The sequence below is a fragment of the Acidovorax sp. HDW3 genome (assembly GCF_011303755.1).
Classification (GTDB): domain Bacteria; phylum Pseudomonadota; class Gammaproteobacteria; order Burkholderiales; family Burkholderiaceae_C; genus Paenacidovorax.
Genome location: NZ_CP049885.1, coordinates 2,039,381 through 2,054,181, shown reverse-complemented (window position 1 = coordinate 2,054,181; position 14,801 = coordinate 2,039,381). Strand labels below are relative to the sequence as shown.

Sequence of the window (14,801 nt, the reverse complement as noted above, 5' to 3'; positions counted from 1 at the left end):
AGCCCGGCTGCGCTTTGCGCCTTGCAGCCACCGCTTTTGCGGGGCAACGGACACCATGAGGAGATCGTAAACACGCTCTAAGGCCAAAAGGGGATGCTAGCATGGTGAAAACCCCTAACAGGAGACTGCAGACCATGGCCCGAGCCACCCCTCTCGAGAGCGCTGCTCCCGCCCCCGAGGCGTCGCCGCGCAAGAGCGACAAGGACTTGCCGTTGATCCAGGACATCCGCCTGCTCGGGCGCATTCTGGGCGACGTGATCCGCGCGCAAGAAGGCGAGGTCGCCTTTGCCCTGGTCGAGCAGGTGCGCCAGCTGTCGGTGGCGTTTCGCCGCGACGCCGACCAGGAGGCCGACAAGGCGCTGAAAAAACTGCTCAAGGGCCTGAGCGCCGACCAGACAGTGAGCGTGATCCGCGCCTTCACCTATTTTTCCCACCTGGCCAACCTGGCCGAGGACCGCCACCACATCCGCCGCCGCGTGGTGCACGAGCGCCTGGGCAGCCAGCAGGAGGGCAGCATCGAGGTGGCGCTCTCGCGCCTGCGCTGGGCCGGCATTGCCCCCGAACAGGTGGTGCAGGCGCTGGCGCAGAGCTACGTCGCCCCGGTGCTGACGGCGCACCCGACCGAGGTGCAGCGCCAGAGCATTTTGGTGGCCGAGCGCGACATTGCCCAGCTGCTGGCCGAGCGCGATGCCATTGCCGAGCGCGCCCAGCTCTACAACAGCGCGCGCGACGCCCTCACGCCGCGCGAGCTGGCGCACAACGAGGCCCAGCTCTACACCCGCGTGCTGCAGCTGTGGCAGACGCGCCTGCTGCGCTACTCCAAGCTCACCGTGGCCGATGAGATCGAGAACGCGCTGTCGTACTACGAGGCCACCTTCTTGGGCGAGATTCCCAAAATCTACGCCGCGCTGGAGCAGGAACTCGGCGGCGCGCCGGTGCACAGCTTCTTGCGCATGGGGCAGTGGATTGGCGGCGACCGCGACGGCAACCCGAATGTGACCGCCGAGACCTTGCAGCTGGCGCTCACGCGCCAGGCCAGCGTGGCCCTGCGCCACTACCTGACGCAGGTGCACTACCTGGGCGGCGAGCTGTCGCTGTCGGCGCGCCTGGTGTCCATCGGGCCGGCGATGCAGGCCCTGGCCGAACGCTCGCCCGACGGCAACGCGCACCGCCAGGACGAGCCCTACCGCCGCGCCCTGACCGGGGTGTACGCGCGCCTGGCGGCGACGCTCAAGGCGCTGACCGGCACCGAGGCCGCACGCCACGCGGTGGCGCCGCAAAACCCTTACCCCGATGCCGCTGCCTTTTTGGCCGACCTGCGCGTGATCGAAGATTCGCTGCAGTCGCACCAGGGCGGGCTGCTGGCCGTGCAGCGCCTGCACCCGCTGATCCGGGCGGTCGAAGTGTTCGGCTTTCACCTGGCGACGGTCGATCTGCGCCAAAGCTCGGACCAGCACGAGGCCGTGATCGCCGAGCTGCTGGCAACGGCGCGCGTCGAAGAAGACTACGCCAGCCTGGGCGAGGAGGCGCGGCGCAGCCTGCTGCTGCGCCTGCTGCAGGACGCGCGGCCGCTGCGCGTCGTTGGCGCGCAGTATTCGCCGCTGACGTGCAGCGAGCTGGCCATTTTTGAAGCCGCGCAGCAGCTGCGCGCACGCTACGGCCACGAGGCGATTCGCCACTACATCATCAGCCACACCGAAACGGTGAGCGACCTGCTCGAAGTGCTGCTGCTGCAAAAGGAAGTGGGCCTGCTGCACGGCCAGCTGGGCGAGGATGCGCAGGCCGACCTGATCGTCGTGCCGCTGTTCGAGACCATCGACGACCTGCGCAACGCCGCGCCCATCATGCGCGCCTTCTACGACCTGCCGGGCGTGGCCGACATGCTGCGGCGCAGCGGCGGCGAGCAGGACATCATGCTCGGCTACAGCGACAGCAACAAGGACGGCGGCATCTTCACCAGCAACTGGGAGCTGTACCGCGCCGAGATCGCGCTGGTGGCGCTGTTCGACGAGCTGCCGGGCGTGCGCCTGCGCATGTTCCATGGCCGGGGCGGCACCGTTGGGCGTGGCGGCGGCCCGAGCTACCAGGCCATCTTGGCGCAGCCCCCGGGCACGGTGCGCGGGCAGATCCGCCTGACGGAGCAGGGCGAGGTCATCGCCTCCAAGTACGCCAACCCCGAGATCGGCCGGCGCAACCTCGAAACCCTGGTCGCCGCCACGCTCGAAGCCACGCTCTTGCAGCCGACCAAGCCGGCCACGCCCGCTTTCCTGCAGGCCGCCGAGCAGCTGTCGCAGCACAGCATGGCGGCCTACCGCGCCCTGGTGTACGAGACGCCGGGCTTTACCGACTACTTCTTCAACGCCACGCCGATCCGCGAAATTGCCGAGCTCAACATCGGCTCGCGCCCCGCGAGCCGCAAGGCCAGCCAGCGCATCGAAGACCTGCGCGCCATCCCCTGGGGCTTTAGCTGGGGCCAGTGCCGCCTGACGCTGCCGGGCTGGTACGGCTTTGGCAGCGCCGTGCAGGCGTTTGTGGATATGCCGGGCAAAGACCCCAAGGCGCAGTGGGCGCTGCTGCGCAAGATGGTCCGCCACTGGCCGTTCTTCAGCACCCTGCTGTCGAACATGGACATGGTGCTGGCCAAGAGCGACCTGGCCCTGGCGTCGCGCTACAGCGAGCTGGTGCCGGACGCGCGCCTGCGCAAGAAAGTGTTTGCCGCCATCGAGGCCGAGTGGCAGCGCACGACCGAGGCGCTCGAACGCATCACCGGCGAGCGCCAGCGCCTGGCGGCGAACACGGCGCTGGCGCGCTCCATCCGCCACCGTTTCCCCTACATCGACCCGCTGCACCACCTGCAGGTCGAGCTGGTGCGCCGTTGGCGCGCCGGCCAGGGCGACGAGCGCGTGCAGACGGGTATCCACATCTGCATCAACGGCATTGCGGCGGGGCTGCGCAACACGGGTTGAGCGGGCGGGCGCGGCTGCGTCAGCGTGTCTCGGTATCTTGGGTGTTGGCGTCCCAGGTTCAGGCAATGTGTCCCATCGTGGGGGGCGTGCGGTAGGTCATTGCGGCCTGTCGCTGCCTACAATTTGCCACCATGACACCTACCCCCACGCCCTGCGTGCTGGAGCATTGGTCTTCCAGCCAAGTCGATCCGGCTATTCGCCTGGATTACTGGCGCGACGTAGCGCACAACTGGGTGGATGTTCAGCCCCTGTCGCCGAGCGAAGAGCTCGATGCCTCCTGGTCCCTGCTGCGTGGTCAAAGCAGCTTCTTTGGCACCAAGCGTTCGACCGCGTATGAAATGCGCACTGGCCCGCAGCACGTCCCCCCGGCGGAGGATATGGTGGTGCTGTCGCTCCTGCAGTCCGGGGAGATGCGTTTGAACGCTGCCCCCGGCGAGCACCAACACGTCACGGCGGGCATGTTGGGCATGTACGTCCCTGAGCAGCCCGGCTGCTACCAATGGGGCACGGGCGCGCGCCAGACCTATCTGGCGCTGCCGCGCCGCCTGGTGTGGGATACGCTGGGGTACAAGCCTGGCAATACGCTGCTGCTTCCGCAGCGCTGCGCGTTGGCGCCCATGTTGGCAAGTCAGCTCGGTCACTTGGCGCTGGTGGTGCGCCGGCCTGGGCAGCTCGATACCGTGGAATATGGCGGTGTGCTCGATGCCACGCGCGCGTTGGCGTTGCTCATGCTGCGTAACCTGGCGCGCCAGGGCGAGGTTGCCGACCTGCCTGATTTGAACGAATGTCTGCACGCGGGCCGCCATGCGGCGGCGCTGCGTTTTATGGAGCAGCAGGCGCACCGGCATGACTTGGATGCGGCTTTAATAGCACGCGGGGCGGGCTGCTCACGCACGCGGCTGTACGAGGCCTTCGCTGCGCAGGGTCAGACGGTGATGGGCGCACTGCGCGAGCTGCGTTTGCAGCGCGCGCGGCGCGGCATAGAGCAGAGTGCCCGGTTGCACGTGGGTGGGCTGGCGTGGCGCTGTGGTTTTGCCAATCCGTCGGACTTCAGCAAGCTGTTTCGCGCGCGCTTTGGGCTCTCGCCCACCGAGTGGCACCAGCGTGCTTGGATGCGCTGAACACACGGCCTGAGCCATCCTGAGATGGATGGTGTCCCAGGTTGTGGGAATGCGTCCCGCGCGAGCCTACGGGGCGGCGCGGCGTTCCTACACTGTGCTCCATGTTGCATCCCATATCGCCCGCCTGCGTTCTGGAGCGCCGTTTCTCGGCCGACGTGGAGCCTGCGCTGCGCCATGAGGCGTGGCGCGAGATCGCGCACCGCTGGGTGGACTTTCGTCCCGCACCCGAGGTGCCGCTAGAGGCTGAGCTGAGTACCCTGTCCAGCAGCGCCTGCACCCTGGGCGCCACGCGCTCATCGGCCTACGAGATGCGCACCGGCTCGCAGCGTGCGCAGTCCGATGACATGGTGGTGCTGACGCTGCTGCAGTCGGGCTATCTGTTGCCCTGGGCCTATCCGCGCAAAGGGCCGGGTGCGCTGAGCCTGTGCGTACCCCAGCAGGCGGACACGTATTGCTGGGAGCAGGGTGCGAGCCAGGTTTTCCTCGTTCTACCGCGCCAGGATGTGTTCGCTGCGCTTGGATGCGAGCCCGTCACTCAGCTGCTCAGCGCACGCTGTGCGCTGGCGCCAGCGCTGTCGAGCCAGATGCATCATGCGGCCCTGCTGCTGCGTCATGGTGCGATGGACATCGCCGAATATGCGGATCTGCTTGACGCCACGCGCGCGCTGGCGCTGCTCATGCTGCGTAATCTGGGTCGCCAGGGGGCGGCTGCCGATTTGCCCGATTGGGCCGAGAGTTTGCACGCGGGCCGTCATGCGGCGGCGCTGCGCTTCATGGAGCAGCAGGCGCACCGGCATGACCTGGATGCGGCTGCGATAGCGTGCGGTGCGGGCTGCTCGCGCACGCGGTTGTACGAGGCCTTTGCGGCGCAGGGCCAGACGGTGATGGGTGTGTTGCGCGACATTCGTCTGCAGCACGCCCAGGGGTTGCTCGCACAAACCCAGAAGCTGAACGTGGGCGCGCTGGCGTGGCGCTGTGGCTTCGCCGATGCCTCGGGTTTTAGCAAGCTGTTTCGCACGCGTTTTGGGCTCTCGCCCACTGAATGGCATCAACGGGCACACATGGGTGCCCAGCACGGACGGAGTTGAACGATGAATCCCTACGACAAGCCATTGGCGCAGCGGCGCGGTTTCATGGTGGGCGCCGCTGCCGGGCTGGCGTTGCCTCTGCTGGCGCACCCGGCGTGGACTCAAGCAGCTGTGGTGCAGCCCGGCAGCACGGAGCGCGGTGTGACGCGTGTGGCCGGTTTTGCCGATGCCGAGATGGACTTCCAGCTCATGCGCCAGCTTGGTGCCACGCGCTATGGCGGGGCCTCTGTGGGCGAGTGCTTGGCGCTGGCGCAGCGCATCCAGAACGGCCAGCCTGTGAGCTGGATGAACGAGTTTTCCGCCGCCGCCATGCGCCAGGAGGAGGATGCGCAAGCGCGCGCGCGGCGCGGCCATGCGCTGAGTGCGCGCGATCAGTACCTGGTGGCTTGCAACAACTACCGTGCCGCCGAGTACTACTGTGGCGTGCTGGACCCGCGCCACGCGGCGCTGGGCCTCAAGAGCCGCGAGTGCTTTCTGGCGGCGATGCTGTGCGCCCCCGAACTGGCGTGCGAGGAAGTAGTCCTGCCTTTTGCTGACAAGCTGCTGCCCGCGTACTACTTCCGCGCGCCACAGGCGGGGCGCAGACGGGGCAAGACGCTGATCGTCATTAGCGGCTACGACGGCACGCTGGAGGAAACCTGGCTGGCCTACGGCCGCGCGGCACTTGAGCGCGGCTACCACCTGTTGCTGGTGACGGGGCCGGGGCAGATGGATACGCTGCGCTGGTACCCCGGCCTGGCCTTTGTGCCGGAGTACGAGGTCGTTGCCCGTGCGGCGCTGGACTTCCTGCTGGCGCGCCGGGGCACCGATCCGCGCCGTGTGGCCCTCATGGGCATCAGCTACGGCGGCTATTTCGCCACGCGCATGGCGGCGAATGAGCCGCGCATTCGCGCGCTGATCGCCAATTCGCCCATCGTTGATCTGCACGCTTACATGGTGTCGTTCGTCGGCTTCGACCCGGCGCAGTGGCCCGACGCCGAGGACATCCGCCTGGCTGACCTGGAGCACATCCCCGATACCGCCATCCGACCGCAGCAGCGCGAGATGATGCGCAGTCTGATGGTGCGCATGGGGCAGGGCAGCTTCAAACAGACCTACCAGCGGCTGTTGGATTTTCATGTGTCCGACGCCGATCTGCGCCGTATCCGTTGTCCGGCACTGGCCCTGGTGGGCAGCGGCGAGGGGCAGGAGCCGCAGGCGCAGTGCGCACGCTTTCTGAGCGCCGTGGCTGGGCCGGTGGCGCAGCACCTGTTCACGGCTGATGAGGGCGCCGACGGCCATTGCCAGATTGGCAATCTGGCCTATTCCGCCGCTGTCTCCATGGACTGGCTCGATGAGGTGCTCTGACAGAAGAGCTTGGCGAGCCGGTGGGACGCATTTCCTCAACCTGGGACGCCAGCACCGCAGATTGTGTCCTTGCTGTGGCCCGTTTCTCCATAGATTCGTAACTGTCCGATCAACAAGGAGTTTCAAGCCATGTACACATCTATTTTGAACGGTGCGGCCCGGCGACCCGCGAGCGCTGCCGCGCTGGCGCTCATGCTCTCTCTCACGGCCTGCGGCGGCAGCGGCAGCGGTGGCGGCAATCCCCCCCTCACATCCGGCCCCCCGCCCGACACCGGCACCCCCCAGGCTAACAAGCCCATCGTTTGCAAGGACTATGACAACCAGGATGTGCCGATTTCGTCCAAGACCATCACCATCCACAACAATTCCGAAGGCCCCATTTACCCTGTGCTGGCCACCAGCATGAACAAGGACAACAAGTGGGTCCGGGCGTGCAAGCGCACCAACGACCCGATTGCCACCGACACGGTCTACAAGCTCTACGTCAACGACGGCCAGGGCATTGCACCCGGTTCGTCGGTGACCCTCACGCTGCCGCTCTACAGCGAACTGTCATCCGGCAAATACATCACCTGGTGGAATGGCGGGCGTGTGCTGCTGGCCGACCGCAACAAGCGCCTGCGCGGCAGCGAAGACAAGCCCACGGCCACCCCTGACGACGTGATCTGCCAGGGCACGGGCACGGCCTGCAAGCTGAGCACCTACACCAGCCCGGTGCAGTTCCAGGAAGACGTGTTCGCGCAGCTGTCGGAATACACCTTCGGTGACGCCATCATTCCGCCGGGGCAGAGTACGCCGCTGCTCAAGCCGGAGAACGTGGGCTACAACATCTCCTACGTCGATCATGTCTACATGCCCGTGGCGATTGGCGTGCGCGGTAATCCCTACATTGGCTACAGCGGCTCGGCCATGAAATTGGGCGATTTCCGAGCCACGCTGCGCAGCTTCGTCCAGCCTGGCAGCCTGGGCGAGGGCTGGCCGCTCTACAACATGAGCGAGCTGCGCCTGCCCGGCGGCTACAACATCTTTGCCCAGCGTGGTGGCTACCTGTTGGAAGACCCGGACGTTCCCGTCAAACCCACTGACGGCAAGAATCCGCCTGTGCTGACGGTGCTCAAATGCCTGGACGGCCAATGCACCCCCGGCGAGCAGCGCAACATGCAGTGGGGCCAGGCGGTGCAGAACATCCAGGATCTGTGGGGCTCGTGTGTCGATTGGGGCAGCGAGGATATCTCGCAATACACCAGCAAGAAGTACCCCCAGGACTGCCCCGCTCCGCAGGCCATGCGCGATGAGATGGCGCTCATCAAGGACTTCTTCGCCCAGAACCACAAGCAGTACCTGGCGATGTACACCAACCAACAGTGCGTGGGCGAGCCCGAGGGGTCGCGCAAGATTCCGGCGCACGTGGCCGAGTTCAAGTTCTGGGAGGCCATCAAGCACATCTACGGCTGGGTGCCCTACAACGAAGGCTGCGGTGCGGACGCCAACCCGTTGGCCAAGACCACCGTCAATGGCCGCGACCACGCCTACGTGCAGACGCTCTACATCGAAGACCTGCAATACAACTACAAGCAGGCTGCCGTGCAGGCCGATCCCAAGCTGGCCTTCAACCCCTACGTCAAGCTGATCCACGACGATCTGGGTATGAGCGCCTACGGCTTCTCGGTGGATGACGCCGTGGGCTTCATGAGCGAGGTGGGCGACGGGCTGGTGTTCACCGTGGGCGGCACCCAGGGCCTGGAGAACGACAAGGCGTTCAACTACGCCGACGGCTTCTCGGTCGGGCTGGGTACGCCGCTGTCCATCGTCGGCAAGCTCAACGTCCAGATGCTCAAGAAGTATGGCGTGTGCTCGCTCGGCGCCGACGCGGCCGACCCCAATTGCGAGCAGGACAAACAGGACATGGTCATGCCCGTGGGCCGGCAGATTGGTGGCTTTCGCGTCGGCACCGTGCCCTCCTATCCTTTGAAGGTGCGCTTCACCGACGTGAAGGACAACGTCTACACCATGCTGGTCAAGGAGAAGTTTGCCAAATGCACTGGCGCACTGTCGGCCTGCCCGGCGAACAGGGAAAGCATCGTGGACAAGAGCGCCTGCAGCGTTATCACCGCGCAGGGCACCAAGCATCCCAAGTCCGACATCTGGTGCAACGGCGCCGACCCCAACCAGTCGCGTGAAAACGATCAGGCGGTGGTCAAGAACCATCTGAGCTATCCGGTGCCGGTGGATTATCTGCCGTAAGTGGTTTGATAAAAAAATGGCTCCAGCGCTTGCTAGGCAAGCGCTGGCTGCTATAAAAAAAGGAGAATTAACATGCAACGAGCCTATTCCACCCGCTCGATCCTGCAGCCCTCGGCACTGGCGTGCCTGGCCTTCCTGGCCAGTTGCGGTGGTGGTGACACGGACGCACCCACACCCGCGTCTACCTATACCTCGCAGTACCCCGCCCTGGCTGCCAATGCGGCCATGGATGACGAAGATTTCGAGCGCTACTTGCTGACTGCGGGCAGGGGCACCGCCATCACGCCCGAGACCATCAAGTCCCTCTCGGTCGGCTCCAGCATCAATTCGGCCCAGTCCACCTACAGCCTTCGCCCCATTTTTGATTTGGGGCGGCTCAAGGAGGACGGTCGGCTGAACGTGGACACCTCCCGTTCGCAGCAAAAAACCGTGCTGCGCGTCCTCAGCAGCAAAGAGGCCAGCACCTCCGCCGACCAGTTCACCTTTGATGTGTCGGCATCCGGCTCCATTGGCGGCGAATGGGGCGGTGCCAAGGGCGCGGCCGCCTACCACCATGCCAGCGCCCACCGCAACAGCAAGTCCGACGGCACCGTCAGCGTGCAGATGGTGTCGGCCAACACCAACAACATCGTCTCCATCCTGGGCAGCGGTTTTTCCGGCAGCGAGAACTTCACCGGCTACCTGCTCGGCACCAAGCTCACCGACGAGCTGCTGAGCAGCTACGTCGCCACCACCGAAAGCACGCCCATCGGCATCTGCGGCGGCAAACCCTACACCACCAGCGTCAAAGTCAGCCGCTACAAGCTGGCCGACAGCGACCCTTACGCCAACATCCAGATCCTCTCGCGCATGGAAAGTGTCTTCGCCGACCTGAAGGCGCAGCACGAGATCTGCGCCGATGCCTCCATCCGTCCCGTGCTGGTGCGCCAGATGGTCGAGCTGCGCGGCAAGATCGAGAGCGCCATCGCCGACTTCTACGCCGCCAACGGCGACGCCTTCGTCTCGCAAACCACCTCGATGAACCAGGCCATCGGCAGCGGCAAGCTCTCTTTCCGCACCGCCGACGGCAACACCGAATCCACCAACGGCGGCTCGATCTCGGCCCAGTACCAGTCGCTGGCGGGCGGCGTGGGCGGCAGCACCACCTTGCAGTTCTACAAGCAAAACGGCTGGGCCAAGGCGCTGACCGACGTGCAAGTCCAGGCCGAGGCCATGCCCGCCGGCGTGGCCGACACCACGGCCTGGGTCAGCAGCATCCAGAATATGTTGAAGGATCAGGGCAGCTCCCTGGTGCCGCCCATGGGCAACCTGCCCAAGGACCCTGGCGTGAAGCTGCCCGACCCGGTTGGCAAAAAGCATGACGAGGAAGTCCCGCCGGACACGGCCTTTACCTCCTACGACCAGTGGAAGCAGTACCTGGCCGACAAGAAGAAAGCCGCCGACGACAAGAAAGAACTGGAGCGCGCGAAGCAGCGGGTGCAAGAGCAGCCGCTGAACGTCAACAACGACGAGGTGCAGCTTCAATCCGGCCAGGGCGGCGATGCCTACCAGCAACTCATCGCCGAGCTCGACGACATCAAGGAGCGCGCCCGGCAGAACCAGAACCCGCCGCAGGCAGGCGCAGGTGCAGGCGCAGGTGACGGCAACCTGGTGCGCTTCGACAAGATGTTTGTCAGCGGCTTCGAGACGATGCCCTACGACGCCGTCATCCCTCAGTTGCGCCCCGACCTGGACATTCCCGGCATGGACAAAGCCATCGCCAGCTTCCCCAACCTGATGGAAATCATGCTGGTGAGCGAAAAGCTCGGCAGGCTCGACGCGTACCTGGCCTTCCTCACCAGCTTCTCGGTCAGCAACGTCACGCCCGCGATGAGCGAGCGCTACCACCAGTTCTTCCAGAAGGCTTCATCGCGCGCCTACGACCTCGTGGGCCTGGCCCTGAGCCAGGGCACCGACCTGACGCCCGCCGTGCTGGCAGGCTACAAGAAAGCCATGCTCGGCACCACTGCCGCCCCGGCGCAAAGCGAGCTGTACCAAAGCCTGCAAGACATCGACTACTACAACTACGTGGTGGGCACGCTGCTCGACCCCGCCAGGGGCAAGGCCTGGACTGTCGCGCCCGGTGGCTACATCCCCATGCGCTGGAAGAGCGACGGCAGCGGCAGCGCGGAGCTGGTCACCTGGAACGCGCTGGCCCATGTGCAGGAGGGAAAGCCCAACAAAGAAGGCGTGGCGGCGGTCGATTTCAACAACCCCAATGCCGACCCGCTCACGCTCTACCGCGACGGCATGAAAACCCTGCAGACGCCCTGGTACCCGGTCTACATCTTCAACCAGGGCCAGGCGCCAGCGCTGGTGTTCGTGCAGCACTTCGGGGCCTACCAGGCCATCTACGGCGCCCGGTGGGTGGCGCGGCCCTTCGACGGCGACACGCCCGTCAACCCGAGCCTGGTGCCCAAGTGGCTGGACTACCAGCCGCTGGGCAACGGTGACATGCGCACGGTCATGACGAACGCCAAGAACTCCTTTCTGGATTTCATGAGCTGGGACTACTCGGTGTACTTCCCCAATGCCAGCAACGACCCCATGCGCCTGCAAAAGTACAACGCGCTCGTGCTCACTCCGCCCGTCGATTACATGGCAAGCGACGGACAAACCATGCACCCAGCCGCGCACTCGTCGGCGGTGCGCGATTTCGATATCCTTCAATACACACGCCGGGGCAGAACCGACGCCACCTATAACGCCTTCCGGTCGGGCGACTTCGATCTGTACCGCGGCTACCGCATGATGCGGCGCATGAGCAACGGCGATGTGATGGACATCACGTCGCGGACTCCGGGGGGCGTGAGAAAGACGTCCATCATGCTGCTGCCCCTGAACACCACCACCACCGGCGAGAGCCTCAAGCAGTCGCTCAACTACGCGCCCGAGCGCGCGCCGATGGACGTCATCACCCCCGCCAGCCTCGACCTGGTCAACAGACTGGCCGTGCTGCTGGAGTGAATCGGCCCTCGCCCGCAAGGGCGAGGGTATGGAGCAAAAAATACCGATGAAGCTTATGCAGTAAGCGCTAAAAGCTATCAAAAAAATAGCATTTCCGGCGGGGTGGCTTCGTGCCCCGCATCTTGCCCGGTCTCCGGGTGGGATGTGTTCCCGCAGCACCGCTTGCGGGCCTGTGCCTAGGAGCCTGTCGGATTTGGAAATCGTCGGCTGCAAATCGACCGCAGCGGCCCATTTTTGGCTTCGCCGCTCTTCGAGAACACCGTCTTTTTGCCCAATAGCTCGGCTATTGGGCTGCAAATCCGGCACAAACTGGTCTCGCTGGGGCCGATTTTCGCTTTCGACGCTCCAAGTCCGACAGGCTCCTAGAATGAAAACGGTAGAACTTCGACACACGTACAAGCCATGTTGCCTTCACTTTCCCTTCTTTGTCGTGGCGGTTTCGGCGGCCTGGTGTTGGTTCTGGGGTTGAACGCCTGTGGCGGCAACAGCAGACCAGATGCAGTCGCGCAGGCCGCCGCGCACCTCGATACCTTGGTGCCGCAGTGGATGGCGCGCACCGGCGTGCCGGGCGTGGCCGTGGCGGTCACGTACCGGGGGCAGACGCTGTACGCGCGTGGTTTCGGTGTACGCCGTGTGGATCAGGCTGCGCCGGTGGATGCTGACACGGTGTTCCAGCTCGCCTCGCTCTCCAAGCCGGTCGGCGCCACCGTCATGGCCGCGCAGATGCAGGGCGGGCCGGGCGCCATCGGCTGGGATACGCCCGTGCAGCGCCTGCTGCCTGGCTTCGCTCTGGGTTACGCCGATGCGCAGGACAACGCCCGCCTGACCCTGGGCGACCTGTACGCGCACCGCAGCGGTCTGCCCGATCATGCGGGTGACCCGCTCGAAGACCTGGGCTACCCGCGTGCCGAGGTGCTGCAGCGCCTGCGCCACGCCGTGCTCAACCCCTACGGCAGTTATGCCTACACCAACTTCGGCCTCACCGCCGCCGCCGAGGCCATGGCCCGGGCGCGCGGCACGGACTGGGCCACCCTGTCCGAACAGACGCTGTACCAGCCGCTGGGCATGGCGCGCACCAGCTCACGCTACGCCGACTTTGCCGCGCGCGAGAACCGCGCCTGGGGCCACGTGCAGATCGGCCTCAGCGAGGCCAGCTACGGCGCCACGCCCGCGCGCTACGCCGTGCAGCAGCCGCCGCGCCAGCCCGATGCACAGTCGCCCGCAGGCGGCGTCAGCGCCAGCGCGGCCGACATGGCGCGCTGGATGGCGCTGGTGCTGGCCCAGGGCCGCTGGCAGGGGCGCCAGCTCGTGAACGCGGCGGCGCTGCAGGCTGCGATGACGGCGCGCCCCGGCGGCGCCTACGGCTACGGCTTCAACGTGGGGCCGGATCCGCACGGACACCCCAGCGTCTCGCATTCGGGCGCCTTCCTGCTCGGCGCGCACACCGCGTTCATCCTGTGGCCACAGGCCGACCTGGGCATCACCGTGCTCACCAACGCCCAGCCGCGCGGCCTGGCGGAAGCCATTGCGCTGGCCTTTGGTGAACGGGCGCTGGGTGCTGTGGCGCCCGATGCGCCCGGCACCGACTGGCTCGCTGTGATGCAAGAGAAGATGCGCGGCCTGTACCACCCGCTCGGTGCGCTGGCCGGCCAGCAGCCGCCCGCCGCGCCGCTGCCGCCGCAGCCGCTGGCGCAGTACGGCGGGCGTTACACCAATGCCTACTATGGCGCCGCCGAGGTGCAGCGCAGCGGCGATGCGCTCGACCTCGTGCTCGGCCCGGCGCAGGTGCGCTACCGGCTGCACCACTGGAGCGGTGACCAGTTCGTATTCACGTCCGAGGGCGAGAGCGCACCGCCGGGTTCTGTATTGGCCGTGCAGTTTTTCCTGGGCGACGCCGGCCGGGCCGCGCGGATGCAGGTGGAGTATTTCAACGAAGACGCGGCGCGCGGCAGCTTTGTGCGCGTGGCTGATGACCTGTGACAGCGGGGCATGGCCGGCAACGGCCGCATTGCCTTCCTGAACCCAACGCAGTTGCCGGGCATCCAGCCCCCTTGACGGACATTGGTATCGACACAGCAATTTTGATAGCGCCCCACGCTTATCTGGTGCGGCTTTCACGCCCTTTTTCTTTGGGGCGCGGCTGTGTTCAAAGTCAAGTATTTTTCACGCACCAACCTTCTGTGAATAAGTAGCCGACCATGGGCTGCCGGACTTGAGCATGGCATTGATGATGGTCAGCGCAACCTTCTTGGGCTTGCCTGCTGTCGGCAGCGGCTGGCATCCACATCTGCATCAACGGCATTGCGGCGGGGCTGCGCAACACGGGTTAACGAGTGGCCGGGATTGGCGGGCAAAGCGGGCGCTGTTGCCGGCAATGCCGGGGCGATGCGCCGCTACCATGCGGGGCATGAAGACATCCCGCGTGCTCTTGCTTTCCTCCGCCGTGGTGGCCGCCAGTTTTTTGGGCGGCTGCGCCAACTATTACTACGGTGATAAAGGTGGGCCGGGGGCGGGCAGCTGGTTTGCCAGCAGCTTGGTGCAGCGCAACCACGAGGCGGCGGACAAATTGGTCGAGGGCGTGCTGCTCCAGCCCCAGCTGCCGCTGCTGGTGGGTACGGTGGTCCATATCGACCATCTGCATGAATCTTCGCGCCTGGGGCGTTTGGTGAGCGAGCAGCTGGCCGCGCGCCTGGCGCAGCGGGGGCTGCATGTGACCGAGCTCAAGCTGCGCACCAGCGCCCTGATGCGCCCGGAGCAGGGCGAGCTGCTGCTCTCGCGCGAGCTGCGTGAAGTCAGTCAGGCGCAGCAGGCGCAGGCGGTGGTTGTGGGTACCTATGCGCCGACGGCGCAGCAGCTGTTCATCAGCCTCAAGCTGGTGCGGCCGCAAGATGGTCAGATTCTCTCTGCCTACGACTATGCCCTGCCCATGGACAGCGACGTGCGCAGCCTGCTGACGGGCATTGATACGCTACCAAAAAGATAGCTGCTAGCGCTTGCCTGGTAAGCGCTAGCAGCCGATTTGGCCTGCA

General features: G+C 65.8%; 8 protein-coding genes. All 8 read left to right on the top strand.

Translation table 11 applies throughout. The features are described from left to right. The first annotated feature begins 134 nt into the window (after positions 1-134). The 8 genes from ppc to G7045_RS09305 all read left to right on the top strand — a co-directional run bounded on the left by ppc (position 135) and on the right by G7045_RS09305 (position 14,755). A complete protein-coding gene (gene ppc / locus G7045_RS09340) occupies positions 135-2,966 on the top strand; it encodes a phosphoenolpyruvate carboxylase (RefSeq protein ID WP_166159377.1) in 2,832 nt (943 codons plus the stop codon). Between the two features lie 131 nt (positions 2,967-3,097). Further along, positions 3,098-4,087: an AraC family transcriptional regulator gene (locus G7045_RS09335; protein WP_240919198.1), complete on the top strand. Its 990-nt coding sequence runs from the start codon at positions 3,098-3,100 to the stop codon at positions 4,085-4,087. Positions 4,088-4,188: 101 nt separating this feature from the next. Further along, complete coding sequence (locus tag G7045_RS09330) at positions 4,189-5,175, top strand: AraC family transcriptional regulator (protein WP_166159376.1); 987 nt, start codon at positions 4,189-4,191, stop codon at positions 5,173-5,175. A gap of 3 nt (positions 5,176-5,178) precedes the next feature. Continuing rightward, complete coding sequence (locus tag G7045_RS09325; RefSeq protein WP_240919197.1) at positions 5,179-6,522, top strand: alpha/beta fold hydrolase; 1,344 nt, start codon at positions 5,179-5,181, stop codon at positions 6,520-6,522. A gap of 129 nt (positions 6,523-6,651) precedes the next feature. Beyond that, positions 6,652-8,766 carry a hypothetical protein gene (locus G7045_RS09320; protein ID WP_166159375.1) on the top strand — a complete coding sequence of 705 codons (2,115 nt, stop codon included), beginning with the start codon at positions 6,652-6,654 and terminating at the stop codon, positions 8,764-8,766. 72 nt (positions 8,767-8,838) lie between these two features. Next, the gene (locus G7045_RS09315; protein WP_166159374.1) at positions 8,839-11,772 is read left to right on the top strand and encodes a hypothetical protein; all 2,934 of its coding nucleotides are present in this window, start codon (positions 8,839-8,841) and stop codon (positions 11,770-11,772) included. Between the two features lie 402 nt (positions 11,773-12,174). Beyond that, a complete protein-coding gene (locus tag G7045_RS09310) occupies positions 12,175-13,752 on the top strand; it encodes a serine hydrolase (RefSeq protein ID WP_166159373.1) in 1,578 nt (525 codons plus the stop codon). Between the two features lie 427 nt (positions 13,753-14,179). Further along, on the top strand, positions 14,180-14,755 hold the full coding sequence (locus tag G7045_RS09305) for a FlgO family outer membrane protein (protein WP_166159372.1): 576 nt from the start codon (positions 14,180-14,182) through the stop codon (positions 14,753-14,755). The last annotated feature ends 46 nt before the right edge of the window (positions 14,756-14,801 follow it).

Coding starts and splice junctions, on each gene's coding strand:
- ppc (WP_166159377.1), top strand. CDS start 135: ATGGCCCGAGCCACCCCTCTCGAGAGCGCTGCTCCCGCCCCCGAGGCG.
- G7045_RS09335 (WP_240919198.1), top strand. CDS start 3,098: ATGACACCTACCCCCACGCCCTGCGTGCTGGAGCATTGGTCTTCCAGC.
- G7045_RS09330 (WP_166159376.1), top strand. CDS start 4,189: ATGTTGCATCCCATATCGCCCGCCTGCGTTCTGGAGCGCCGTTTCTCG.
- G7045_RS09325 (WP_240919197.1), top strand. CDS start 5,179: ATGAATCCCTACGACAAGCCATTGGCGCAGCGGCGCGGTTTCATGGTG.
- G7045_RS09320 (WP_166159375.1), top strand. CDS start 6,652: ATGTACACATCTATTTTGAACGGTGCGGCCCGGCGACCCGCGAGCGCT.
- G7045_RS09315 (WP_166159374.1), top strand. CDS start 8,839: ATGCAACGAGCCTATTCCACCCGCTCGATCCTGCAGCCCTCGGCACTG.
- G7045_RS09310 (WP_166159373.1), top strand. CDS start 12,175: ATGTTGCCTTCACTTTCCCTTCTTTGTCGTGGCGGTTTCGGCGGCCTG.
- G7045_RS09305 (WP_166159372.1), top strand. CDS start 14,180: ATGAAGACATCCCGCGTGCTCTTGCTTTCCTCCGCCGTGGTGGCCGCC.